The organism is Nocardia sp. NPDC057227 (assembly GCF_042669725.1).
Classification (GTDB): Bacteria; Actinomycetota; Actinomycetes; order Mycobacteriales; family Mycobacteriaceae; genus Nocardia; species Nocardia asteroides_A.
In genome coordinates this window covers 149,725-173,706 of record NZ_JBHUXA010000002.1, presented here as the reverse complement: position 1 = coordinate 173,706, position 23,982 = coordinate 149,725, and the positions used below count along the sequence as shown (strand labels likewise).

Annotated in this window: 21 protein-coding genes; 11 read left to right on the top strand and 10 right to left on the bottom strand. The window is 71.2% G+C overall.

Annotated elements, in window-relative coordinates:
- Positions 1 to 3 precede the first annotated feature (3 nt).
- Both ACFUJ1_RS04035 and ACFUJ1_RS04030 read right to left on the bottom strand, forming a co-directional pair.
- The gene (locus tag ACFUJ1_RS04035) at positions 4 to 768 is read right to left on the bottom strand and encodes a crotonase/enoyl-CoA hydratase family protein (RefSeq protein ID WP_378642203.1); all 765 of its coding nucleotides are present in this window, start codon (positions 766 to 768) and stop codon (positions 4 to 6) included.
- Positions 765 to 2,297 (bottom strand): acetyl-CoA acetyltransferase, encoded by a 1,533-nt coding sequence (locus tag ACFUJ1_RS04030; RefSeq protein WP_378642201.1) that lies wholly within the window; start codon positions 2,295 to 2,297, stop codon positions 765 to 767. The genes ACFUJ1_RS04035 and ACFUJ1_RS04030 overlap by 4 nt, the downstream gene beginning before the upstream one ends.
- 231 nt (positions 2,298 to 2,528) lie before the next feature.
- Between ACFUJ1_RS04030 and ACFUJ1_RS04025 the strand changes: the two genes are divergently transcribed.
- Positions 2,529 to 3,614: a DUF4185 domain-containing protein gene (locus ACFUJ1_RS04025; RefSeq protein WP_378642199.1), complete on the top strand. Its 1,086-nt coding sequence runs from the start codon at positions 2,529 to 2,531 to the stop codon at positions 3,612 to 3,614.
- 22 nt (positions 3,615 to 3,636) lie between these two features.
- The gene (locus tag ACFUJ1_RS04020) at positions 3,637 to 4,296 is read left to right on the top strand and encodes a class I SAM-dependent methyltransferase (protein ID WP_378642197.1); all 660 of its coding nucleotides are present in this window, start codon (positions 3,637 to 3,639) and stop codon (positions 4,294 to 4,296) included.
- Here the strand turns inward: ACFUJ1_RS04020 and ACFUJ1_RS04015 are convergent.
- The gene (locus ACFUJ1_RS04015; RefSeq protein ID WP_378642946.1) at positions 4,278 to 4,889 is read right to left on the bottom strand and encodes an alpha/beta family hydrolase; all 612 of its coding nucleotides are present in this window, start codon (positions 4,887 to 4,889) and stop codon (positions 4,278 to 4,280) included. The genes ACFUJ1_RS04020 and ACFUJ1_RS04015 overlap by 19 nt on opposite strands.
- A gap of 167 nt (positions 4,890 to 5,056) precedes the next feature.
- Here ACFUJ1_RS04015 and ACFUJ1_RS04010 point away from each other — a divergent pair, with 167 nt between their 5' ends.
- Both ACFUJ1_RS04010 and ACFUJ1_RS04005 read left to right on the top strand, forming a co-directional pair.
- Positions 5,057 to 6,889 carry an acyl-CoA dehydrogenase gene (locus tag ACFUJ1_RS04010; protein WP_378642195.1) on the top strand — a complete coding sequence of 611 codons (1,833 nt, stop codon included), beginning with the start codon at positions 5,057 to 5,059 and terminating at the stop codon, positions 6,887 to 6,889.
- A gap of 133 nt (positions 6,890 to 7,022) precedes the next feature.
- A complete protein-coding gene (locus ACFUJ1_RS04005; RefSeq protein WP_378642193.1) occupies positions 7,023 to 8,120 on the top strand; it encodes a DUF4185 domain-containing protein in 1,098 nt (365 codons plus the stop codon).
- A 55-nt stretch (positions 8,121 to 8,175) separates the two neighbouring features.
- Here ACFUJ1_RS04005 and ACFUJ1_RS04000 read toward each other — a convergent pair whose 3' ends face one another.
- Positions 8,176 to 8,370, bottom strand: coding sequence for a hypothetical protein (locus tag ACFUJ1_RS04000; protein ID WP_378642191.1), 195 nt, complete (start codon positions 8,368 to 8,370; stop codon positions 8,176 to 8,178).
- A gap of 199 nt (positions 8,371 to 8,569) precedes the next feature.
- Between ACFUJ1_RS04000 and ACFUJ1_RS03995 the strand changes: the two genes are divergently transcribed.
- From ACFUJ1_RS03995 to ACFUJ1_RS03985, 3 genes are read left to right on the top strand one after another with little or no spacing between them, the layout of a single operon-like run.
- Complete coding sequence (locus ACFUJ1_RS03995; protein ID WP_378642189.1) at positions 8,570 to 9,232, top strand: response regulator; 663 nt, start codon at positions 8,570 to 8,572, stop codon at positions 9,230 to 9,232.
- Positions 9,199 to 10,374, top strand: coding sequence for a sensor histidine kinase (locus ACFUJ1_RS03990; protein ID WP_378642187.1), 1,176 nt, complete (start codon positions 9,199 to 9,201; stop codon positions 10,372 to 10,374). Before ACFUJ1_RS03995 ends, ACFUJ1_RS03990 begins: the two co-directional genes overlap by 34 nt.
- Positions 10,371 to 11,450: a hypothetical protein gene (locus ACFUJ1_RS03985; RefSeq protein WP_378642185.1), complete on the top strand. Its 1,080-nt coding sequence runs from the start codon at positions 10,371 to 10,373 to the stop codon at positions 11,448 to 11,450. The genes ACFUJ1_RS03990 and ACFUJ1_RS03985 overlap by 4 nt, the downstream gene beginning before the upstream one ends.
- Positions 11,451 to 11,508: 58 nt before the next feature.
- On the opposite strand, the gene ACFUJ1_RS03980 is transcribed toward ACFUJ1_RS03985, so the two are convergent.
- Both ACFUJ1_RS03980 and ACFUJ1_RS03975 read right to left on the bottom strand, forming a co-directional pair.
- Complete coding sequence (locus tag ACFUJ1_RS03980; RefSeq protein ID WP_378642183.1) at positions 11,509 to 11,745, bottom strand: hypothetical protein; 237 nt, start codon at positions 11,743 to 11,745, stop codon at positions 11,509 to 11,511.
- Positions 11,746 to 12,028: 283 nt separating this feature from the next.
- A complete protein-coding gene (locus ACFUJ1_RS03975; RefSeq protein ID WP_378642181.1) occupies positions 12,029 to 13,585 on the bottom strand; it encodes a VanW family protein in 1,557 nt (518 codons plus the stop codon).
- A 1,577-nt stretch (positions 13,586 to 15,162) separates the two neighbouring features.
- Between ACFUJ1_RS03975 and gnd the strand changes: the two genes are divergently transcribed.
- Both gnd and ACFUJ1_RS03965 read left to right on the top strand, forming a co-directional pair.
- Positions 15,163 to 16,191, top strand: coding sequence for a phosphogluconate dehydrogenase (NAD(+)-dependent, decarboxylating) (gene gnd, locus ACFUJ1_RS03970; protein ID WP_378642180.1), 1,029 nt, complete (start codon positions 15,163 to 15,165; stop codon positions 16,189 to 16,191).
- 70 nt (positions 16,192 to 16,261) lie between these two features.
- On the top strand, positions 16,262 to 16,942 hold the full coding sequence (locus ACFUJ1_RS03965; RefSeq protein WP_378642178.1) for a hypothetical protein: 681 nt from the start codon (positions 16,262 to 16,264) through the stop codon (positions 16,940 to 16,942).
- 138 nt (positions 16,943 to 17,080) lie between these two features.
- Here the strand turns inward: ACFUJ1_RS03965 and ACFUJ1_RS03960 are convergent, their stop codons facing one another.
- Positions 17,081 to 18,379 (bottom strand): acetyl-CoA C-acetyltransferase, encoded by a 1,299-nt coding sequence (locus ACFUJ1_RS03960; protein ID WP_378642176.1) that lies wholly within the window; start codon positions 18,377 to 18,379, stop codon positions 17,081 to 17,083.
- A 108-nt stretch (positions 18,380 to 18,487) separates the two neighbouring features.
- Between ACFUJ1_RS03960 and ACFUJ1_RS03955 the strand changes: the two genes are divergently transcribed.
- Both ACFUJ1_RS03955 and ACFUJ1_RS03950 read left to right on the top strand, forming a co-directional pair.
- Entirely contained in the window at positions 18,488 to 19,852 is a 1,365-nt protein-coding gene (locus ACFUJ1_RS03955; protein ID WP_378642174.1) for a 3-oxoacyl-ACP reductase, read from the top strand.
- A gap of 26 nt (positions 19,853 to 19,878) precedes the next feature.
- Positions 19,879 to 20,727 carry a MaoC family dehydratase gene (locus tag ACFUJ1_RS03950; protein WP_378642943.1) on the top strand — a complete coding sequence of 283 codons (849 nt, stop codon included), beginning with the start codon at positions 19,879 to 19,881 and terminating at the stop codon, positions 20,725 to 20,727.
- A gap of 193 nt (positions 20,728 to 20,920) precedes the next feature.
- Here ACFUJ1_RS03950 and ACFUJ1_RS03945 read toward each other — a convergent pair whose 3' ends face one another.
- The 3 genes from ACFUJ1_RS03945 to ACFUJ1_RS03935 all read right to left on the bottom strand — a co-directional run bounded on the left by ACFUJ1_RS03945 (position 20,921) and on the right by ACFUJ1_RS03935 (position 23,915).
- Complete coding sequence (locus ACFUJ1_RS03945; protein WP_378642172.1) at positions 20,921 to 22,060, bottom strand: DUF5685 family protein; 1,140 nt, start codon at positions 22,058 to 22,060, stop codon at positions 20,921 to 20,923.
- Positions 22,061 to 22,067: 7 nt separating this feature from the next.
- Positions 22,068 to 22,667, bottom strand: a complete 600-nt coding sequence (locus tag ACFUJ1_RS03940; protein ID WP_378642171.1) for a TetR/AcrR family transcriptional regulator — start codon at positions 22,665 to 22,667, stop codon at positions 22,068 to 22,070.
- Positions 22,668 to 22,757: 90 nt separating this feature from the next.
- Positions 22,758 to 23,915 (bottom strand): glycoside hydrolase family 3 N-terminal domain-containing protein, encoded by a 1,158-nt coding sequence (locus ACFUJ1_RS03935; RefSeq protein ID WP_378642169.1) that lies wholly within the window; start codon positions 23,913 to 23,915, stop codon positions 22,758 to 22,760.
- Between the last annotated feature and the right edge of the window lie 67 nt (positions 23,916 to 23,982).

Sequence of the window (23,982 nt, the reverse complement as noted above, 5' to 3'; positions counted from 1 at the left end):
CGATCAGCGTCCCTGCCAGACCGGTTCGCGCTTCTGCGCGAAGGCGATCGCGCCCTCGGCGGCATCCTTGGAGAACAGCGCGGGCAGCGCGATCTCGCCCTGCTTGGCGAAGGCATCGGCGCTCGGCCAGTCCGGGGACTCGTCGATGATCCGCTTGCTGGCCGCCACCGAGAGCGGGGCGGCCGCCACGATCTCCGCCGCCAGCTCCAGCGCGACCTCGAGCGTCGTGCCCGGCTCGACCACCCGGTTCACCAGCCCCAGGTCGTAGAGGCGCTGCGCCGCGATCTGCCCGCCGGTGAGCGCGAGCTCGGCGACGATCGGCCGCGGCAGCCGCTGGGTCAGCCGGAGCACCCCGCCGGCCGCGGCCACCAGCCCCCGCTTGACCTCGGGAATCCCGAAGCGCGCGGTGCTGGAGGCGACGATCAGGTCGCCCGCGAGCGCCAGCTCGAAGCCGCCGGCCAGCGCGTACCCCTCGACCGCCGAGATCATCGGCTTGCTCGGCGGCTTCGCCGTGATGCCGAGCGGGCCGCGCTTCTCGGTGATCGGCATCTCGCCCTTCGAAGCGGCGATCAGGTCCATGCCCGCGCTGAAGGTGTTCTCCGCGCCGGTGAGGACGAGCACCCGGGCGCTGTCGTCGGCTTCGAAGGCGTCCACCGCGGCCTCGATGGCGCGGGCGGTGGCCAGGTCGATGGCGTTGCGCGCCTTCGGGCGGTTCACGGTGAGCAGCGTGATCGCACCCCGCTGCTCGACCAGGAGCGAGTCGGTCATCGCACAGTCCTCTCGGTGAGCAGGGTGAGCCGGTCGGCGGCCGCGATCTCGACGCCCGCGCCGAGCGGGTCGCCGTCGGCGAAGGCCGCGATGGTCTCCGCGTCCGAGGCCCGCACCAGTATGCGGGCACCCTCCGGATTCAGGGCGCTGATCACGACAGCTTCCGGCTCGTCGGCGCGGTCGGGGCCGCTGCCCTTGCGGTACGCGACGGTGTAGGACTCGACGGTGGCGGGACCGGTGTAGCCGGGCGCGGTGGCCCGGCGGGCGGCGGGCACCTCGGGCTCCTCGGCCCGGAAGCGCGCGGTGGGCGGCCGGGTGGAGAGCACCGCGGCGCCGTGCTTGGTGATGTACCAGCCGAGCGCGGTGGCCAGCCCGAAATCGCCTGGGTGCGCGCGCAGCACCTGGACCAGGGCGGCCAGCGAGTGCGTCGTGTAGTTGTTGCCCGGCCCGCCGGCGAAGGTCAGCCCGCCGGTCAGGGTGAGCGGGCGCGCCGGGTCGTCCAGCGCGAGCCCGAGCGCCTCGGCCGCCACCTGCACCGCGATCGGGAAGCAGGAGTACAGGTCGATGTGCGCGACCTCGTCGATGCCGACCCCCGCGCTGCGCAGCGCGGCGCCGCCCGCGGCGGCGATCGCGGGCGAGGCGGCGAGGTCGGCGCGCTCGGAGACGAACCACTCGTCGGTGGCGGTGGCGGCGCCGTGCAGGAAGACCCAGCGGTCGTGCGGCACGCCGGCCGCGTCCGCGGCGGCGGCGCTGCACACGATCAGCCCGGCGCCCTGGTTCACCGTCAGGTTGGCGGTGAGCAGCTTCGGGTAGGGCGTCGCGACCAGGCGATTCGCCGGGGTCGGCACGATCAGGTCGGCGACGGAGTGGCGCTCCGGCTGCCAGGCGAAGGGGTTGCCGGCGGCGACCTCGGAGAAGCGGGACCAGAGCGCGCCGATCCGCGCCAGGTGCGCCTCCTCGGTGCGCCCGAGCCGGGCGCGCAGCGCCGTCTCCATGAGCGCGTAGAAGTACACCGGACCCCAGAGCCCGGCGGCGTTCTCCATGTCCGAGTTCGGGCCGCGATCGGTGCCGACGACCTCGTCCGGCACCGCACCGGCGGGCTCCTCCGGCCAGCTCGGGGTGATGCCGGTGCGCGCCGCGGTGATCCCAGCGGCCACCGCCTCGGCGCCGGTGAGCAGCGCGACCTCGGCCTTCCCGTCCGCGACGGCCTGCGCCACCCGGCCGAGCAGCTTGATCGGGGCGTCGCCGCCGAAGCGCACCGACTGCAGGGTGCGGGCGGGGGCGACGCCGAGCTCGATGGCGGCCAGCGCCCCGAGATCCTCGTACGGCTTGCTCACCGGCGAGACCGCGGCGACCAGGTCGGCCGCGCGCAGCAGCCGGTCGCCGGTGCCGCTGTCGGTGCCCGCCCGGCGCAGCGCCTCGGCCGCGAGTTCGGCGGGGCCGGGCAGCCCCGGCTCCGTGCCGCGGTGCACCACCTGTCCGGCTCCGACCAGGACCGGGGTCCGTGGATCCACTCCGGCTGGCAGCATCGTTCCTCCGCTCGTCGGCAGTTACCGTCAACAGTGACGGTAACTGGGGAGGGGCAGATCCGCCAGCGATCCGTTCTGGCAAGCCCTGGATTTTCTGGGCAGCGCTGTTAACATTCGTTCGATTTGCCAGACAGTCGGGGTGTGGCGCATCGCACAACGGCGGGGGTGTGCGTCACGAGAACCCCGGCACGACGCCGGAGGCCCCCCACCGTGCAGAAGACCGCGAGCTTGATGCTGTCCGCCCTCACCGGACTCTCCGCCCTGCTCCTCACCACCGCGACGCCCGCGGCCGCCAATCCGAATGCCATCAACCCGATCCCGGTGCTGAACGGCAGCACCGGGCTGCCGAACCTGAACGGCCGCGCGCGGGCCGTCTTCCAGGTGACCGGCATGGCGAGCCCGAACAACACCCAGGCCTACAACGTGCTCGGCACCGACCTCGGCATCATGTGGGACAACGGCAGCGGCGAGATGCTCACCGCCTTCGGCGACACCGCCGGGCTCGGCTTCCCCAACCTGCTAGCGGGCAGCGTGTGGGCCTGGCGCAGCAATATCCTGCTGCGCAGCGATACCAGGGACCCCGCGAACGGCATCTACTTCGACAGCGTCGTGCGTGACGTTTTCGGCCAGGCCAGGGATCTGATCCCCAGCCCCAAGGTGCCCTTCCTGGAGATCAGCCGGATCCCCACCGCGGGCATCTCGGTCGGCGGGGTGCAGTTCATGAGCCTCATGTCGATCAAGACCTGGGACGCGGCCGGCCAGTGGACCACCAACTTCTCCGGGCTCGCCGCCTCCGCGGACAACGGCGAGACCTGGGCCGAGCTGCCGGCCACCAAGCGCCCCAACGAGGGCGGCAACGCCAACTTCCAGATGAACGCGTTCGTCGGCCACGGCGAGTGGGTCTACGAGTACGGCACCCGCGCCGGCCGGAACACCGCCGCCTACGTGGCCAGGGTGAAGGGCGCCGACATCGGCAACCTGGCCGAGTACGAGTACTGGGACGGCGGCGGCTGGAAGAAGGACGACGTGAACGCGGCCGCGCCGATCATGGGCGGCGTCGGCGAGCTCTCGGTGCTCTACAACGAGTACCTCGGCCAGTACGTCTCGCTCACCACCGACCCGTTCAATTCGGTGGTGCTGCGCCGCTCGCCCTCGCCGGAGGGGCCGTGGAGCGCGCCTGAGGTCATCATCGACACCCGTGAGCTGCCGTCGGCGTACGCGCCGTCGATCTTCCCCTACCAGACCGGGCGCGACCTGTACTTCATGACGACGGTGCACAGCCAGTACAACGTGGTGCTGATGCGCACCACGCTCTGACCGGCTTCCTAGACTGGGCAGCATGGATGCCGCCGCATGGGACGAGCGCTACGCCAGCACCGAGCTCGTCTGGGGCGCCCCGCCGAACAGCACCGTGGTCGAGCACATCCACGGGCTGGAACGCACCGCGACGCCGCCGCCCGAGCCGGACGGCACCGTGCCGGAGGGGCCGCGCGCGCTCGACCTGGCCTGCGGCGAGGGGCGGAACGCGCTCTGGCTGGCCACGCACGGCTGGCAGGTGCGCGCGGTGGACTGGTCGCAGGTGGCGGTGGACAAGGGGCGGACCGTCGCCACCCGGCTCTCCCGCTCGGTGCGCACCAGGATCACCTGGGAGTGCGCCGATCTCACCGACCCGGCCGCGCTCGCCGGACACTACGAGCTGGTGCTCATGGTCTTCCTGCACCTGCCGCCGGACGAGCGCCGGGCGCTGGTGCGCCGGGCCGCCGAGGCGCTCACGCCCGGCGGGACGCTGCTCGTGCTCGGCCACGACACGACCAATGTCAGCGACGGGTACGGGGGGCCGCAGGACCCGGCCATCCTCTTCACGCCGGACGACATCCGCGCCGACCTGGGGCCGCTGTCCGGACAGATCCGGATCGCGGTCGCGGAACGGGTGCTCCGGGCGACGGAGGATCGGGACGCCATCGATGCGCTCGTGGTCGCTCAGCGCCGCGAGGGCTGACCCGCCCAGCGGCGCAGCCACGGTTCGACGACTGCTTCGATCTCGTCGAATCCGCGCCGGAACGAATGCGGCTGACCCTGGATCACGTGCAGCTCCGCGACGTCACCGGCATCCGGAATCCCGAACGGATCACTACCGCCGTTGATCACCACCACCTCGGCGCCGGACGCGGCAAGCAGCTCCTCGCGCCGCGACCGCTCCGGCTTCCCCGGCGGGTGCAGCGGAAAGGAAAGCGCGAGCACGCCACGCGCCCCCACCGCGGTTGCGGTCCGGCAGGCGACCCGCGCCCCGTTGCTGCGCCCGCCCTGCACCAGCGGCACCGGCCCGTAGCGCTCGCGCAGCGCGGCGACGACCTCCAGCCACGCCGCGTCCTGCTTCGCCGCCGAGCCCGGCGCCCGCGCCCCGGCCACCCGGTACGGCTGGAGCACCCGCGCCACCGCCGCCCCGCAGCGAACTGCCAGGTCACGCACGGTGAGCAAGTCCCTGGCGTCGACGCCGCCGCCCGACCCGTGGGTCAGCAGCACCAGCAGCGACGGCTCGTCGGCGGCATCGATCTCGACCTCGGCCGCCCCCGCAATGGTGTCGATGCGCACGGTCAACGGTAACGACTCGATGTTCCTCGCGTCACATCGACCCGTTCCACTTTGCTACCTCATTACCGGCCGGTAATATGAAGAGTAAGTTACCCGCGAGTAGCTGCATCCTGGGCGGGAACGGCAGACAACCGACCGCACCAACTCAACGGAGAGTGAGTACCGACATGGGTCACTACAAGAGCAACATCCGCGACCTGGAGTTCAACCTCTTCGAGGTGCTGGGCCTGGAATCGCTGCTGGAGACCGGCGCGTGGGGCGATCTGGACGCCGACACCGTGCGCGAGATGCTCAAGGAGGTGCGCAGGCTGGCCGAGGGCCCGCTGGGCGAGTCCTTCGCCGAGACCGACCGCACCCCGCCGACCTTCGACCCCGAGACCCACACGGTGCACCTGCCCGAGCCCTTCAAGAAGGGCTACCGGGCCATGCAGGACGGCGGCTGGGACCGGCTCGGCGTACCGGAGGAGCTCGGCGGCCTGCCGATGCCGCGCGCCGCGTACTGGGCCTTCGCCGAGCTGATCCTCGGCGCGCAGCCCGCCGCCTTCATGTACGCCGCAGGCTCCGGCTTCTCGCAGATCTTCCACGACAACGGCACCGACGAGCAGAAGCAGTGGGCCAAGATCATCGCCGAGCAGGGCTGGGGCGCCACCATGGTGCTCACCGAGCCCGATGCCGGCTCCGATGTGGGCGCGGGCCGCACCAAGGCGGTCCAGCAGGAGGACGGCTCCTGGCACATCGAGGGCGTCAAGCGCTTCATCACCAACGGCGACTCCGACGACCTCTTCCCGAACATCATGCACCTGGTGCTTGCCCGTCCCGAGGGCGCGGGCCCCGGCACCAAGGGGCTCTCGCTCTTCTTCGTTCCCAAGTTCCACTTCGACCCGCAGACCGGTGAGCGCGGCGAGCGCAACGGCGTCTTCGTGACCGGCCTGGAGCACAAGATGGGGCTCAAGGCCTCCTCCACCTGCGAGGTGACCTTCGGCGGGCACGGCGTCCCAGCCAAGGGCTGGCTCGTCGGCGACGTGCACAACGGCATCGCGCAGATGTTCAACGTCATCGAGCACGCGCGGATGATGGTCGGCACCAAGGCCATCGCCACGCTCTCCACCGGCTACCTGAACGCGCTCGACTACGCCAAGCAGCGGGTGCAGGGCGCCGACCTGACCAAGATGGCGGACAAGGCCGCGCCGCGCGTGACCATCACCCACCACCCGGACGTGCGCCGCAGCCTGATGACGCAGAAGGCGTACGCCGAGGGGCTGCGCGCGGTCTACCTCTACACCGCCGCGCACCAGGACGTCGCGCTCGCCGAGCGGGTCTCCGGCGCGGACGCCGACCTCGCGGCCCGGGTCAACGACCTGCTGCTGCCGATCGTCAAGGGCGTCGGCTCCGAGCGGGCCTACCAGTACCTGACCGAATCGCTGCAGACCCTGGGCGGCTCCGGCTTCCTGCAGGACTACCCGATCGAGCAGTACATCCGGGACGCCAAGATCGACTCGCTCTACGAGGGCACCACCGCCATCCAGGCGCAGGACTTCTTCTTCCGCAAGATCGCCCGTGACCGCGGCGTCGCGCTCGGCCACGTGGCCGGGCAGGTGCAGAAGTTCATCGACTCGGAGGCGGGCAACGGCCGGCTGAAGGGCGAGCGCAAGCTGCTCGCCACCGCGCTGGAGGATGTGCAGGCCATGGCCGCCACCCTCACCGGACACCTGATGGCCGCCCAGGAGGACCAGGCCGAGCTGTACAAGGTCGGGCTGGGCTCGGTGCGCTTCCTGCTCGCCGTCGGCGACCTGCTGATCGGCTGGCAGCTGCTGCGCCACGCCGAGCTGGCGATCGCCGCGCTGGACAGCGGCGCGGGCAAGGACGAGGCGTTCTACACCGGCAAGGTCGCCGTCGCGCAGTTCTTCGCGCGCAACGTGCTGCCGGAGCTGACCGCCACCCGCGCCATCCTGGCCACCCTCGACAACGAGATCATGGAGCTCGACGAAGCGGCCTTCTGATCGCGACCCGCTGTTCGGCAACGGCCCGGCACCAACCGGGCCGTTGTCGTTTCCGGGTGCGCCCCCTTCCGATTCCGGGCACAGCAGGCACAATGGGCCACGCCGACCTGGCTACGGAGAAGGGACCGCCTGGATGAAACGCTCGCTGTCAGCCCTGGTCACGGCCGGTGCGCTGGCCTTGACGCTCTCCGTCACCGGCGGCGCGCCCGCCGGGGCCGACCCGAACAACGTGAACCCCATCCCCGGCATGAACGGCCAGCCGCGCGGCCTGCCCCGGCTGCCCGGCCCGACCGAGGCCGTCTTCCAGGTCACCGGCATGGACAGCCCGAACCGCACCGAGCGGTACAACATGCTCGGCACCGACCTCGGCGTCATGTGGGACGGCAACGGCACGCTCTTCACCGCCTTCGGCGACAGCGCCGGGCTCGGCTTCCCGAACCTGCTCGCGGGCAGCATGTGGGCCTGGACCAGCAACGCGCTGTTCCGCAGCGGCAACACCGACCCGGCGAACGGCCTGCGCTTCGACAGCTTCGTGCCGAACCCGCTGCCCAGCCCCAAGATCCCCGGCATCGAGATCAGCCTGATCCCGACCGCGGGCGTCGCGGTCGGCGGCGACCAGTACCTGAGCATGATGTCGGTGCGGGCCTGGGGCGACCACGGCAAGTGGGACACCAACTTCGCCACCCTCGCCGTCTCACACGACCACGGCCAGACCTGGCAGCAGCTCACCACCACCCGCCGCGCGAACGTCGACGGCCACGAGCGCTTCCAGCAGAACGCCTTCCTGAAGCGGGACGGCTACGTGTACCGCTACGGCACCCCCGGCGGCCGGAACAACCCCGGCTTCGTCTCCCGGGTCGCCGAGCCGGAGATCGCGAATATCGACGCGTACGAGTACTGGGACGGCAAGGGCTGGAAGCTGAACGATCCGCTCGCCTCCGCGCCGATCGTCGGCGGCGTGGCCGAGCTCTCGGTGAACTGGAGCGGCTACCTCGGCAAGTACGTCATGACCACCACCGACCCCACCAACTCGGTGGTCGCGCGCACCGCCGACGCGCCCGAGGGGCCGTGGAGCGAGCCGCGCGTCCTGGTCGACACCCGCGACCTGCCGAGCGCCTACGCCCCGATGATCTGGCCGTACCAGACCGGCGACGACCTGTACTACCTGCTCACCGTGCACAACCAGTACAACGTGCTGCTCATGCGCACGCCGCTGGACGCCCTGCGCTGAACGCGCGATCGGCCCGCCGCGGGGAGCTCCGCGGCGGGCCGATGTGCGTTCCGGATCAGCCGATGCCGCTGTCCGCGCCGCCGCCGGTGGAGGAGCCGGTGCCGAGCAGGCCGAGCAGCGCGGTCAGGATGACCGTCAGGCTGTCGCCCTGGCTGGGCGGGGGCGTGGAGGGGGTGGCGGAGGCCAGCCCGGCGCCGAACATCAGCCCGGTGGCGGCGAGCACGGTGACTGCGGCGGCACGTACCTTCATGAAGCTTTCCCATCATCCGATCTGAAACGGCGCTGTTTCGCCGTCCGTGCGGACTGTCTACCAGAGATCGCGCGCCGACAGACCGGTTTGTCGAGATGTGAATCGTATTTCCTTCTCATTCGAAGCCCGCCGTACGGGTGCCGAGTTCTCCGGTAGCCCCCTAAGATCGGGGCCCATTAGGGGATCGAAGGGGAATTGTGTGTCGGTCGATGAACGGACACCGGTGCGAATCGGCGTCGTCGAGGATCACGCGGTCATGGTGGCCGGGCTGCGGAACATCCTGGCCCCGCACCCGGAGCTGCGTATCGAGGCCGCCGCGGTGACCGTGAAAGAGCTGCTCGTCCAGGAGGTTCCGCTCGACCTGGTGATTCTCGACCTGCGGCTGAACGACGGCTCGTCGCCCGGCGACAATGTGAACAAGCTGCGCGAGGAAGGGCTGCGCACCCTGGTCTACACCTCCGGCGAGGACCCGTACCTCATGCGCGCGGCGGCCAGGGCGGGCGCCGTCGGGATAGTGCTCAAATCCGAACCGCCGGAACGGGTGGTCGAGGCGGTGCGCGCCGCCGCCCGCGAGGACGGCGAACTCGGCACCGAGCTCGCGCTCGCCATCGACGGCGACGAGGATTTCGCCGTCGACCTCCCGCCGCAGCTACGCCAGGTACTCGAGCTCTACGCCTCCGGCGAGACCGCGGCCAGGGTCGCGCACCTGATGGATATCGCCGAGGACACCGTCACCGAGTACCTCAAACGCATCCGGCGCAAGTACGAGGCCGCCGGGCGCCCCTCCGGCAACCGCGCCGAACTGCTGAAACGAGCCGTGGAGGACGGATGGCTACCGATTCCGCGCCGCCGGGGGAGGTGAGCACCGAACTGCGGATGAAGCGGCTCTTCGCCCGCTTCGTCGCCTTCGGCTACCTGGCCTACTTCCTGGTGCTCGCCTCCGACATCGCGAACAGCGCCCGGACAACGGCGGACTGGTGGCTGCCGCTCGCCGTGGTCGCGGTCTTCGCCCCCGCGCTCGGCCTCGTGGTGGCCGCGGCCCCCGAGCGGCCGCACCGGCTCGGCCTCGCCGTCTCGGCCGCCGCCGCCGGTTTCCTGCTCGCCGTGTCCACCTGGCCGCTGGCCTGGGACGGGCGCGAGGTCGACATCGACCACGGTGTCTGGCTCTCCACCATCCCCGGGCTGCCCGCGCTCGCCGTCGCCATCGTCTGGCCGCCACTGCCGACCATCGGGCTGCTCGCCACCGCCACCGTCGGCGCCCAGCTGGTGAACGCGGCGCTCCGGGTGAACCCGCCGAATCCCCTCGTCGAGATCGTCTGGTCCTTCTCCTTCACCCTGCTCTACACCTGTGCCGCACTCATGGCGCTGCGCACCGCACGGCTGCTCGACCGCACCCGCTCCTCGGCCGAGGCGACCGCGGCGACCGCCTCCGCGCGCGAGGCGCAGCAGGTCGAGCGGGCGCGGATCGACGGGCTCACGCACGACTGGGTGATGAGTGCGCTGCTCGCCGTCGGCCGCACGCCCGATGATCCGGGGGTGGTCCGGCAGGCCGAGGAGGCGATCCGGCAGGTCGAGCAGTTGCGGTCCGGCGGGCTGAGCGATGCGCCGTTCGACGCGGAAGCCGCTGCCGCGCATCTGCGTTCGGCTGCCGCGGCGGTGGATGCCCAGTTGGGTGTCGAGTTGGAGGTGGTTTCGGAGTCGTCGTATCCGGCCGAGGTGGTGCGGGCGATGGGAGCGGCGCTCGCCGAGGCGCTGCGAAACAGCCTGCGGCACGCGGGATCCGATGCCGACCGGGCCGTCGCGCTGCGGGTGGAGCCGCGTTCGCTCACCGCCGTCGTCACCGATGACGGGCGCGGGTTCGACCCGGCCGCGGTGCCGCCGGAGCGGCTCGGCGTGAGCGTCGGCATCCAGGGCCGCATGCGGCAGCTGCCCGGCGGGGCCGCCGCGGTGACCTCCGCGCCCGGGCGCGGGACCAGCATTCAGCTCACCTGGCAGGCGGCATGAGTCCCCTCGTGAGTGGTGACGCCTGGACCCTGCTCGGCGCCCGCACCTGGGTGGCCTGGGTGCTGACCGGGTGCTACCTGCTGGCCACGGTCGCGCAGCCGCTCGCCTCGTTCGACACCTACACCGCGTGCTGGCCCGTCGTCGGCGCCATTCTGCTCTTCGTCCTGGCCGGGGTCGTGCTGATCGCCACCCCCGGCGACCCGATGCCGCTCTGGGCCACCGTCGTGATCGTGATCGCCTGCCCGGTGGCCTGCGCCCTGCAGTTCAGCGCCTTCGCCCTGCCGCTGCAGACCCCGCACCAACTCTGGCCGGTCGGGGCTTCCGTGGTGCCGTACACCTTCCTCTGCGTGCGCCGCCGGATCGTCGCGGGTTGGATCGGCGGAATCTCGCTCACCCTGGTCTGCCTCGGCTGGACCACGTTCACCGGCCAACCCTGGGGCAAGGCCATCTCCATCTCGGTGCTGAACGCGGGCCCGCTCATGATGAGCACGCTCTTCGCCGTCACCGTCGTCCCCGCCGCCGACACCATCTACCGGCTGCGCGCCGAGAACACCCGGCGGGCGGCAGATGACGCCGCCGCCGGCGCGGCGCTGGCGGTTCGGGATGCGCGGTTGCGCAGGTTGGATCGGCTCGTCCGTCCGGCGCTGGACCGGATCGCCGCCGGGCCGCCGTTCGGGGACTCGGAGATCTCCGAATTTCTCGTGCTGGAAGCGCATCTGCGCGACACACTGCGAGCGCCCGGATTGGTCGGGGCCGAGCTGGATGCCGCTGTGCGGGCGGCTCGGGAGCGGGGGGTTCGGGTGCGGTTGCACGATGACGGCGGGCTCACCGGCACCGATCCCGCTGTGCGGGAGCGAATTCACCGGCGGATAGTCGAAGAACTCGATGCCGTCCGGGATGGGGTGGTGACAGTCCGGATACTGCCCCCGGGGCGGCGGCGGGCCGTCACCCTGGTGAGTTCCGGAGCGGATACGGCGCGGCGGCTCGACCTCGGCCGCGATGGGATCGCCACCCAGCCCGCCGACAGCGCGCATTCGCGAGATGCCCCGCCGTCGCATCGCGAGCGGGGCATCTGACGATTTCGCACCACCCGCCGCGGGACTTTCCGCGGGAGGCGGCAATCGGGTACGCGTCTTACCCGGCAGCACCCGCACCGGCACCCGCACCGGCACCGGCACCGGCACCGGCGTCTCCACCCGCCCCCGCACCGGCACCGGCGGAACCGGTCGAAAGAAGTTCGATCAGCGTCGGCAGCACCTCGGCCGAACCGGTGCCGGGCTCGGGATCCTGCGCGGCCGCCATTCCGCTACCCGCGATCGCGATTCCCGCCGCGGCGGCGAGAACGAAGCCGAACGAACGAATCTTGGTCATGTCTTGTGCCCCTCGAAGGTTGCCCTGAACGCCCACCGTGTGCGGGCGACGAGCTTTTCTACCACGAGGTTTCGCCTAAATCGGCAAACTTTTCCGATCGATTGCCGACCAATAGCCACTGCTTCGATCTGCAATCTTTCAAAGTGACGAATCATGCGCCCGTCGAATCACTGACACGTTGCCTAACTGCACCTTTCCGAATACCGGGGCCAGTAGAGGCGAAAACCGACTTGAAGTTTGCGGATAACCGTGCCCCGATATTTCGTGGCGCCAGGCAAATCCGCTACTCCCCCTCTTTGTCCTCGTCCTTCTTCTCACACTTGACCACGGGAACCGGGTCGTACTTCACCGTGCGGGTGTGCCGGGAGATCTCCTGACCGGACTTGGCATCGCGGATGATGCGGGTGTCGGAGATGGTGAAGCCGGGGGCGCCGGTGGAGGCGATGCAGTCCTTGCCCTCGGGCAGGGTGACGGTGGTCGGTTCGGTGGGCTTGGTGCGCTCGCCGGTGACGGATTCGACGTTCACCGCCTTGGTGCCCCAGAGCCGGACGGTGATGTCCGACCCGCCCGCGAGAGCCTCGATATAGATGCCGTTTTCGGTGTTGTTGCGGAATTGCAGATCGATGGCGCCGTCGAAAACGGTGGCTTCGCGGGCGGCCGGGTAGCGCGAGATGTAGTAGCTGTGCTCGGTGTGGCCCGCGTCCTCCATTCCGGCGAAGTACGCGGCGTTGTAGAGGGTGGTGGCGAATTGGCTGATGCCGCCGCCGACGGCGGTGCTCGGCCTGCCGTGGTCGATGATGCCGGATTCCACATAGCCCTCGGCGGCACCGCGTGGGCCGGTGAATTCATTGAGCGAGAAGGTGTCACCGGGCTTCACGACCGCGCCGTTCACCTTCTGGGCGACGGTGCGGATATTCACGCCGGAGGGGCCGCTGAAGCCGCTGGTGGTGAAGGCGCCGACCGGCTCGACGATTCGCAGCGCCTCGGCGGCCTGCGTGGTGAGCTTCGGCTCGACCTTCTCGTACACCGCCGGGCCGGTGCGGCCCGCGCCGGAGGCGATGGCGAGCGCGGCCAGTTGCTCCAGCGTCTTGGGCCAGTTCACCTTCTCGCCGACCACGCCGGGCACCACCCTGGCCGCGCCGCCGCCGACGGCGAACGAGGCGTCCTTCGGCTCCACCTCGGACTTGGCCAGCTGCGGGGCGAGCAGGCCGGTGAGCGCGGGCACGTCGAAGACCGGGGCGAGGCCGCCGGAGCCGTTCGGGACGAAGGTGAGGACGGTCGCGGTCTGGGCCGGGGTGAGCTCGGCGTCGCCGTCGCGGCCCGTGAAGCGGATGGGGGCGCTGACGGCGGGTTGCGCGAACGCGCGCAGGGTCTCGTCGACGGCCTCGGGGCGGACGGTGAGCGGGGCGGGCATGACGGGGAGGTCGAGCGCCTGCGCGGTCACCCAGCCGGTCAGCAGGGTGTCGCGGGCGCCCGCGCCGTCCAGGACCCGGCCCTGGACGGGCGGCACGCCGATCGGGCGGGTGCCTTCGAAGCGGATGGTTCCCTCGACGGTCGGGATGTCGTGCACGCGGATCTCGGTGAAGGTGCGGTCGAGTGCGGCCTCGTCGACTGCGGTGGCCACCGGGACCTCGCGGGTGGTGAAGAAGGAGGCGAGGCGGGTAAACGGGTTGGCCGGTTGGTCGCCGACCCTGGCCCAGGTGCCGTCCCAGTCGATCTCGAGGCCCGCGGCGGCGGGGACGATCTGCTCGCGGACGTCGGCGATGGTGAGGTCGAGGGGCTGGGTGGAGCGGGTCTCGTAGCGGGAGCGCAGGACGACGTCGGCCTTGGCGGTGTCCATGCCGCCGACGTCGATGCCCGCGACGACCGTGCCGCGCGGGACCTGCCCGGAGGAGAGGAACCAGTCGGCGGCGTAGGCGAGGCCGGCGACGGCGAGTACCGCGCCCGCGGCTATGCCCGCTTTGCGGGCGGCGTTCGACTTGAGGAAGTCGCCGAAGGTGCGTTGCTGCGGGCGGGCGCCGCGCGGGGGGCGGGGGCCGGTGCCGCCTGCGCGGGAGCGGGTCTTCGCGGGCGGGCGGGTGTCGGTGCCCGCGCGGGTGCGGGGGTTGGTACCCGGTGCGCCGGGGCGGGCGGCGCCTGCGCGGGGGCCTGCTTCGGTGCGAGGACCGGCTCCCCGGTACGCGCCGACGTCGGAGCGCGGGCCGGTGGCGTGGTCGGCCTCGGTCCGGACTCCCGGCCCGACATCGGAACGTCCGCCCGGGCCGGAACCGGAGTCGGAACGGCCGCCCGGGCCGGAGCCGAAGTCGGGACGACCGCCCGGGCCGGAAACGCCGTCAGGCCGGGGGCCTTGGCCGAAATTGCCATCCGGGCGGGGGCCGGACTCGAAGCCGCCATCACCGCGCCCACCGGGGCCGGCACCGCCATCGGGGCGTGTGCCAGGAGCGAAACCGCCGTCACCGCGCCCGCCGAACCCAGCACCGCCATCGGAACGCGAGGCGAAACCGCCATCACCGCGCCCATCGGGACCAGGACGCGCACCGGGGGCGAAGCCGCGCCCCCCGCGACCAGCATCGCCGTCGGGACGCGTGCCAGGGACGAAACCGCCGTCCCCCTGTCCACCGGACCCCGAAGCGCCATCGGCGCGCCCGCCCGGCCCGGCACCCACATCGGAACGCCCGCCAGGAGCGAGGCCGGGCCTACCGCCCCCAGCCGTCTCCTCCGGCTCGCCCCAGAAGGCGAAACCAGCCCCGGCACTCCGCACCGGCGCCCCACGCGGCGGGCTCTGCATCGGCTGCGTCGAGGCACGCGAATTCCACGCCTCGAGCTCCTCGGTCTCCGGCTCCCCGGCAATAGCGGGCCCTTCGGCCCGGCCGCTCGGCACCTGCGTCGGATTCCGATGATTGGCGAACTGCTCGGTTGGGTATTGATCGGTGGGCGACACCGGAGCGGGCGAGGCACCCGGATCGGGAGCCTGGGTACCTTCGAGGAGCCTGCGCAACCCCACTTCGGTCCCGGAACGGCGGTCGCGCCGCCCCGAACTCGACTCGTCGGTCACGAACGGTCCTCCCCGCTGGGATGCACTTGTCGGACCCACACGGCGTGGGTCCTCGCCCACGATAATGGGCCACCCCGACGTCAGCAGCACGGGCGAGCGGTGGCAAATCACCCGCAACGCCGGTGGCCGACACGCCGAAGGGCTCCGCGCAGTTGCCGGGTCGGGGGTCTGGCAACTACGCGGAGCCCACCTGCATATCGGCACCCCACACGGGGCGTTACAGCCCGCGCGGAAATTTCTTCGGGTTCCGCTCGATCACGTCGGCGTGCGAGTTGCCGCTCCCGCGCGGAAGAATCGAGGCCACGACCCCCGGGGGCGGCGCACCGCGGGCACCGGCACCGACGAACGAGGAGTGGAACAGCATGCAGCTGGGAATGATCGGTCTTGGCCGGATGGGGGCGAACATCGTCCGCCGGGTGGTCGCGGACGGGCACACCGCCGTCGGCCTCGACCGGCAACACAGCAACATCGAAGCGCTCACCGATGAACTCGGTGACCCGTTCGTCGGGACCACCGAATTGGCCGACTTCGTCGGTGCGCTGCAGGCGCCGCGGGTGGTGTGGGCGATGATCCCGGCGGGGGCGACCAGCGCCCTCATCGACCAGGTCGCCGAGTTGCTGGAGCCGGGCGACATCGTCATCGACGGGGGCAACAGCCGGTACCACGAGGACATCGCGCGGGCCGCGAAGCTGAAACCGCTCGGGCTGCACTACGTCGACATCGGCACCTCGGGCGGGGTCTTCGGCCGCACCCGCGGGTTCTGCCTGATGATCGGCGGCGAGGCGGAGGCGGTCGCGCACCTCGACCCGCTGCTGCAGTCGATCGCCCCCGGTTTCGAGACCGCCGAGCGCACACCCGGCCGCACCGGCGAGCCCGCCCCCGCCGAGCGGGGGTATCTGCACTGCGGTCCGGCCGGGGCGGGGCACTTCGTGAAGATGGTGCACAACGGCATCGAGTACGGGGCCATGGCCGCGTACGCCGAGGGGCTCAACATCCTGCACCGGGCGAACCTGGGCACGGTCGACCCGAAGGAGTTCTCCGCCGAGGAGACGCCGTTGGAGCGGCCCGATCTGTACCGCTACGACCTGGACGTGCCGGAGATCACCGAGGTGTGGCGGCGCGGGTCGGTGGTCGCCTCCTGGTTGCTCGATCTCACCGCCGCCGAGTTGCACGCCGATCCGAACCTGGACGCGTTCGGGGGGCGGGTCTCCGATTCCGGAGAGGGCCGTTGGACGCTCGATGCCGCCATCGACACCGGCGTGCCGGTCCCGGTCCTCGCCTCGGCGCTGTTCGCGCGGTTCTCCTCGCGGGGGGAGGCGCAGTATGCGGACAAGGTGCTCTCCGCCATGCGGAAGGCGTTCGGGGGGCATGAGGAGTTGGCCGGAGGGTGATTCGGCAGAATACTGCCGGATCCGCGAAGTGACTTCGGGGTAACCGTCGGCGGTCCCTAAAATTGCGCGGATGCGCAGCACAATGGGGGGACAGCGCGAAGTGCTGGCGGCGGCCTACCGCAACGCTCGCGGACCGGTCGCCTATCTGGACGAGTCGTATCAGGTGGTGAACGCCGATGTCACAACCGACAACACCTTCTACGTCCTGACAGCGGTGATTGTCGGCTTCGACCAGATGGCGGAACTTCGCCGCGGATTGCGGGAGATCGCCGACGACGACTGGTGGCACACGACGGAGGCACTACAGCACGATGAGGGCCGGGACCGGACCGAAGACATGCTCGGTTTCCTGGCCGAGGGACCGGAGACCTGCGTTCTCGCGCTGCGCGCCCCGATCGAGAGCGCCGATACGACGGGCGAGTCGGCACGCAGGAGCTGCTATCGCGGCCTCGTCACTCGGCTTGGAAACGGCGGGGACGATTGGGATGCCACCGATCTGATCGTGTTGGAGCAGCGCAACCAGCGCACGCTGCGCGCCACGGACGAGCGGACACACCGCGAACTGCTCGGCGACGGGCTGATTCCCCGCGGCACCAGGCTGCTGCAGACCTCGCCCGCGGCCGAGCGACTGCTGTGGCTCCCGGATGTGGTCTCGTCGGCTTATCGACGCTCGCTCACGCACAGTGACCGGACCGGGAAGTTCTTCACCCTCATCGACGATCAGGTGCACTTCGTGCCACCGCTGGATTGAAGACCTCGGAAACGAGCAGGCCCCCGGCTGCCGTAGCAACACCGGGGGCCGGACCGGCTGTCCGAGGAAACCTCAGAGGACCGACTCCTTGCTCACAATCACCCTAACACGCGGGCTGCGTCAAGCATTCCGCGAAAGCTACCGCTCGATGATCGCCACTACACCCTGCCCACCCGCGGCGCAGATGGAGACCAGCGCCCGGCCCCCACCGTTCTCGGCGAGCAACTTGGCGGTCGAGGCGACGATCCGCCCGCCGGTGGCGGCGAACGGGTGCCCGGCGGCGAGCGAGGAGCCGTTGACGTTGAGCTTGCTGCGGTCGATGGGGCCGAGCGCGGCGTCGAGGCCGAGGCGCTCCTTGCAGTAGGCGTCGGATTCCCAGGCGGCGAGGGTGCAGAGGACGACGGAGGCGAAGGCCTCGTGGATCTCGTAGTAGTCGAAGTCCTGCAGGGTGAGGCCGTTGCGGGCGAGTAGCCGGGGGACGGCGTAGGTGGGGGCCATGAGCAGGCCGTCGGGGCCGTGGATGTAGTCGACGGCGGCGACCTCGCTGTCCACCAGGTGCGCGAGGACCGGGAGGTTGCGCTCGGCGGCCCACTCCTCGCTGGCGAGCAGCACCGCGGAGGCGCCGTCGGTGAGCGGGGTGGAGTTGCCCGCGGTCATGGTGGCGTCGCCCGCCTTGACGCCGAAGACCGGCTTGAGGGTGGCGAGCTTCTCGATGGTGGAGCCGGGGCGCAGGTTGTCGTCCCTGGTCAGGCCGAGGAACGGGGTGATGAGGTCGTCGAAGAAGCCGCGGTCGTAGGCGGCGGCCATGTTCCGGTGCGAGAGGTAGGCCAGCTCGTCCTGCGCCTCGCGCGGGATGCCGAACTCCTTCGCCGTGATGGCGGCGTGCTCGCCCATGGAGAGGCCGGTGCGCGGCTCGGCGTTGCGCGGGATCTCGATGCCGACCATGCCGGGCCGCAACCGGCCGACGAGCTTGGCGCGGTCCTTGCCGGTCTTGGCGCGGTTGACGTCGAGCAGCAGCTCACGCAGCCCCTCGCTGACGCCGATCGGGGCGTCCGAGGTGGTGTCGGTGCCGCCGCCGATGCCCGCCTCGATGCGGCCGAGCGCGATGGCGTCGCCGACGGTGACGACGGCCTGCAGGCCGGTGCCGCAGGCGAGCTGCAGGTCGTGCGCGGGGGTGTACGGCGAGAGGGTGCTGCCGAGTACGCTCTCCCGGATCAGGCTGTGCTCGCCGACCCGCTTGAGCACGGCGCCGCCGGTGACCATCCCGAGCCGCTCGCCCTGCAGCCCGAACCGGCTGACCAGCCCGTCCAGCGCCGCGGTGAACATGTCCTGATTGGAGGCGTGCGCGTAGGCCTTGTCGGAACGGGCAAACGGAATGCGGTTGCCGCCCACGATCGCGACCGGGCGCGTGGACGTGTTCTTGGCTGAGGTGGTCACTCGTGTCTCCCCGTCGTGGTCGGTGTTTACACTAAACTTACTCTGGAGTAAGTTATTTGTCGACACAGCACCCCAGCACGCCGACATCCGAGAGAAAAGGTAGGAACAGTGGCCAAGTCCTCTGCCGCCAAAGGTGCGCCCAACCTCTACGGCTCCTTCGTCCACTCCGGCCCCGGCAAGTTCCTGGCGGGGAAGCTGGGGCTGCCGCAGCCGGAAGCGCTGCGCCGCTACAAGCAGGGTGAACCGGCGCTGCCGGGCCCGGTACTGCTCGGCGGCAAGGGCCGGGTGGCCGAGCCGATCCGGGCGCTGCTCTCCGACTACACCTTCGCCGACACGCTCGCCCAGGGCACCAAGTACGGCGCGCTGGTCTTCGACGCCACCGGCATCGGCACCGTGGAGGAGCTGTCCCAGCTCTTCGAGTTCTTCCAGCCGGCCATGCGCAGCATCGCGCCCTCCGGCCGGGTGCTCGTCGTCGGCACCACCCCGGAGTTGACCGCTTCGGCCGACGAGCAGATCGCGCAGCGCGCGCTGGAGGGCTTCACCCGCAGCGTCGGCAAGGAGCTGCTCCGCGGCGGCACCGCGCAGCTGGTCTACCTGCACCCGGAGGCGTCGGCGGCCGCGACGGGGCTGGAGTCGACGCTGCGCTTCGTGCTCTCGGCCAAGTCCGCGTTCGTGGACGGCCAGGTCATCCGGGTCGGCAAGGACGACGCCGCGGTCACCGGGCTGGACTGGGATCGCCCGCTGGCGGGCAAGATCGCCGTGGTCACCGGTGCGGCGCGCGGCATCGGCGCCACCATCGCCGAGGTCTTCGCGCGCGATGGTGCCACCGTGATCGTGGCCGACATCCCGGCCGCGGGCGAGGCGCTCTCGCAGACCGCGAACAAGGTCGGCGGCACCGCGCTGGCGCTGGACGTCACCGCGCCGGACGCCGCCGAGAAGCTGGCCGAATTCGTCACCGGCCGCTTCGGCAAGCTGGACATCATCGTGCACAACGCCGGCATCACCCGCGACAAGCTGCTCGCCAATATGGACGAGGGCCGCTGGAACTCGGTCATCAACGTCAACCTGGCCGCGCCGCACCGGATCACCGAGGGGCTGGTGGCCAGGGGCGCGCTCGCCGATGGCGGCCGGGTGATCGACGTCTCCTCGATCGCGGGCATCGCGGGCAACCGCGGCCAGACCAACTACGGCGCCTCCAAGGCCGGCGTGATCGGCATGGTGAACGCCGAGGCGCCGAAGCTGGCGGAGCAAGGCATCACCATCAACGCGGTAGCCCCCGGCTTCATCGAGACGGCCATGACCGCGGCCATCCCGGTCGCCACCCGCGAGGGCGGGCGGCTGCTCAGCTCGCTGCTGCAGGGCGGGCAGACCGTCGACGTCGCGGAGACCATCGCCTACTTCGCCGGTCCGGCCTCGAACGCGGTGAACGGCAACATCGTTCGCGTCTGCGGCCAGGCCATGATCGGGGCGTGACGGTGCCCGTGAGTAAAGAGACCGACGTGGTCACCCTCGACCAGCCGAAGTCGAACGGCAGCCTGTACCTGAAGGCGGCGCTCGGCGCGGTGCCGCTCGGCAAGCGCAGCTCCGGCATCCCGGACCGGGCGATCAAGCTGGACGGCCTCCGGGTCGACCCGGAGCACCTGGCCGCCTACTGCCGGGCCACCGGGCTGCGCTTCAGCGACGCGCTGCCGCTCACCTACCCGTTCATCCTCACCTTCCCGGTGGTGATGCAGCTGGTGGTGGCGCGCGACTTCCCGTTCGTCGCGGTCGGCGCGGTGCACGCGGAGAACCTGATCGAGCGGACCAGGGACATCTCGGTCGCCGAGCCGCTCGACATCACCGCGCACATCGAGAACCTGCGCGAGCACCCGAAGGGGCTGCTGGTCGACGCGATCAGCGAGATCCGGGTCGGGCGCGAGCTGGTCTGGCGGCAGGTGACGACCTTTCTGCACCAGCAGCGCACCTCGCTTTCCGGCGGGCCGAAGGCCGAGCCGAAGCCGGACGAGGTCCCGCCGCCGCCGCTGCTCACCTGGCGGCCGGATCAGCAGCAGATCAGCCGGTACGCGGCCGCCTCCGGCGACCGCAACCCGATCCACGTCTCGGCGCTCGGCGCCAAGGCGTTCGGGTTCCCGAAGCCGATCGCGCACGGCATGTGGTCGGCGGCCAAGATCCTCGGCGCGGTCGAGGGGCGGGTGCCGGGCAAGGTGGCGTACGCGGTGAAATTCGGGAAGCCGATCCTGCTTCCCTCGTCGGTGAACGTCTACGCCGACCGGGTGGAGGGCGGGTGGGATCTCGCCCTGCGCAACCCCAAGAAGGGGTATCCGCACCTCACCGGCACGCTGCGCTGAGTTCCGCCGCCCGCGGTGAGGATTTGCCGCCTCCGGCGGCGAAAGACGAAGGGCCGCACCTCCAGGGGGAGGTGCGGCCCTTCGCGTCGGGCGGCGGGGCCCGCGCCGCAGCCCTGGTCGGTGCGGCAGCCCTGGTCGGTGCGGCAGCCCTGGTCAGTGCGGCTGTCCGGGGCGGTGCGGCTGTCCGGGGCGGTCAGCAGTTGCAGTCGCACTCGCAGCAGCCGCACTCGCAGCAGTCGCAGTCGGAGCAGCAGTTGCTGCAATCGCAGCAGCTGCCGCAGTCGCACCCTTCGCCGCAGTCCATCCGGGAGAGCCAGGCGTCCTTGCGCTTGCCGCTGCAGGGGCGGCGGTGCGAGGCGAAACAGGCGTAGCCGGTGGGGTATTGGAAGAGCAGGCCGAGCCCCTCGAACAGGTTCGGCTTCCGGCCGGGCGCTTCGGGGAAGACCGCCACCGGGTGGTGCCGGGGCGGGCGCTTGGCGCGCAGCACGCCGACTTCGTGGCCGAGTCGGTGCAGGAGCCCTTCGAGCGGGTCGAGGAGCACCCAGCGCACGGTCGGTGTGGTGTCGAGTCCGGCGTCGGTGATGGCGGTGTGCAGGCCGCGCTCGGCCCGGCGCATGGCGCGGTACGCCTCGACCCGGTCGGTGCCGGTGGCGGTGAGCGGGTTGAACTTGCCCGCGGCCAGGTCGTCGTCGAGGTCTTCGACGGCGTCGGCGAGGTGCGCCAGCGCGCCGAAGTGCCTGCCGACCGCGCGCAGCGGCTCGACGTTCTCCGGCTTGCCTGCCAGCACCGCGGTGTGCGCGACGAGTTCGCCCGCGCAGAAGGCGCTGGGGGCGAGCAGCTCCTCCAGGGTGAGCTGGGCGTGCTGCTCCAGCCGGGACTGCTCGGCGATGGCCGCGACCATCGGCCCGATGTCGAGCCCGATCGAACTCGCCTGAACGGCGGCCTTCTTCGCCCAGCGGCCGGAGACCGCGGCGACCGGGCGGCGCGCACCGCGCCGGATATCGCCGTCACGGACGTGATCCTCCAGCTTGGCCGAGCCGAGCAGCAGCGAGGCGGTGCTCGCCAGCCGGACCCCCGGCGAGGTCGCGACCTCGGCCTTCCGCATACCGCGCAGCGCGCACGGCCCGACCCCGGTGCGCACCGGGGCGGCCGTCGACTGCGCCTCGGTGAGCACGGTCAGCGCCATGGCGTCGGTATTGGTCGCGGTCCGGGCCAGGTGCCCGTGCTCGTCGCGGAGCCCGAGGCAGAGCCCGCACAGCTGGGCGTACCACTCGCCGGGGTCTACCCCGTGTCTGACCGCGCCGTGCGGACACGGCGTGAGGACTCCGAACATCGCACCTCTACTCGGACTTCTTGCGGCCCGCCAGACCGCGCCAGGCCAGGTCGTCGAGGAGGGCGACGGCCTCGGCGACCTCGATGCGGCCGCCGGCGACCCGGTCGGCGATGGCCTCGCCCGCACCGATCACGGCTGCGGCGACAATATCGAAGTTGGTGCTCGGATCGGCATAGCGGGCGCTGGATTCGAGCAGTTTGGCGGTGAGTTCGATGACCCGCTCCCTGGCGTTCTCGATCTCGGAGGCGAAGGTCTCCTGCCCGATCGCCTGCCGGTAGAGCACCTGCCAGGACTTGCGGTTGCTGTCGACGAAGCCGAGGAACCCCTCCAGCGCGGTGCGGAGCTGCTCGTGCGGGGTGAGCTGAGGATTTCCCGCGGGCGCGACGGACTCGATGAAGCGCAGCCCCTCGCGCTGGATGCAGGCGCGGAAGAGCTCGTCCTTGGAGCCGTAGTAGAGGTAGAGCATGGGCTTGGAGATCTTCGCCTCGGCGGCGATGGCGTCCATCGAGGTGTCGTGGAAGCCCTTCCGCGAGAACACCTCGACCGCGGCGTCCAGCATCTGCTGCTCCCGCACCGCCCGAGGGAGCCGCTTCGTTCCGCCCGCCATCCACTCTCTCCTACCGCATGGTGAGGCTCCTATATTACTCCAAGGTAAGTTCGCGCGAGCCCTGAATAGCCCAGCATTCGCCGGGGGTGCTCAGCAGGCGGGTAGCGCGCCCTTGTAGGCGGCCATGCGCAGCACCGAGGCGTCGACCCGGGTGAGCGGCAACCTGCCGGTGGCGACGGCCTGCTCCAGCCGGTCCAGCACCGAAGGGACGGCGTCGGTGCTGATCCAGAGGGCATTGTCGGCGCCGGCGACCAGGGCGGCCTCGACCGCCTCCTCGATCGACATCCGGTCGGTGATCGCGGCCATGCCGCCCAGGTCGTCGGTGAAGATCGGGCCGGAGAACGGCGCCGCGCCGTAGCCGGTGCCGGTGCGCAGCAGCGCCATCACCTCGGGGCTGATGCTGGCGGGGACATTCGCGGTGGTCAGCCCGGGCACGTCCAGGTGCCCGATCATGACGCCGAGGCCGGAGCCGACCAGGTTGCGGAACGGCACCAGGTCGATGGCCTGCAACTGGGCGAGGGGCGGGGTGCGCACGGCGCCGGTGTGCGAATCGCCGGAGCCGGAGCCGTGGCCGGGGAAGTGCTTGAGCACGCCGCCGACGCCGGTCTCGCGCAGCGCACGGATGTAGGCGTCCGCGTAGGCGGTGACGACAGCCGGGTCGGCGGAGAACGAGCGGTCGCCGATCACGGTGTCGTCCGGCTGGCTGCTGACGTCGATGTCGGGGGCGAAGTTCACGGTCACGCCGAGTTCGCGCAGCTTGGCGAGGCGCTGCACCGAGGCGGTGTAGAACTCGTCCGGGCTCATGGTCTGCGCGACCACGCGGGAGGACGGCGCGACGCCGATCAGGTCCTTCACCCGGGAGACGCGGCCGCCCTCCTCGTCGATGGTGACCATGAGCGGGATCGCCGACGCCGCCTTGACCGGCTTGATCTGCCCACCCGCGAGCAGCGCGCGATCGGTCCAGCCGCCGATGAAGATGCCGCCGATCTGCTCGGTGCGCACCACGTTCGCCGCGTCCTCGGCGTCGGTGACGCCGACGGTGAGCAGCTGCGCCAGCTTCTGCCTGGTCGTGAGGGTGGCGAGGAACTCGGCGCCGCAGTCGCGGGCGACGGTGGTCGCCGTCGGGAGCGCGGTGGCCGGGGCCGGGGTGGTGCTGCTCTCGGTGGCGGTGCGGGTGACATCGCCGCTGGAGCAGGCGGTGGCGACGGCGGCGACGAGGGCGAATAGCAGCAGTGGCGGTCTCCGCATGGGGGTTCACGGTAGTGGGGGGTGCCTGGGGAGTTCGCGGCGGGTTGATTGCGGGGGTGTTTCACGG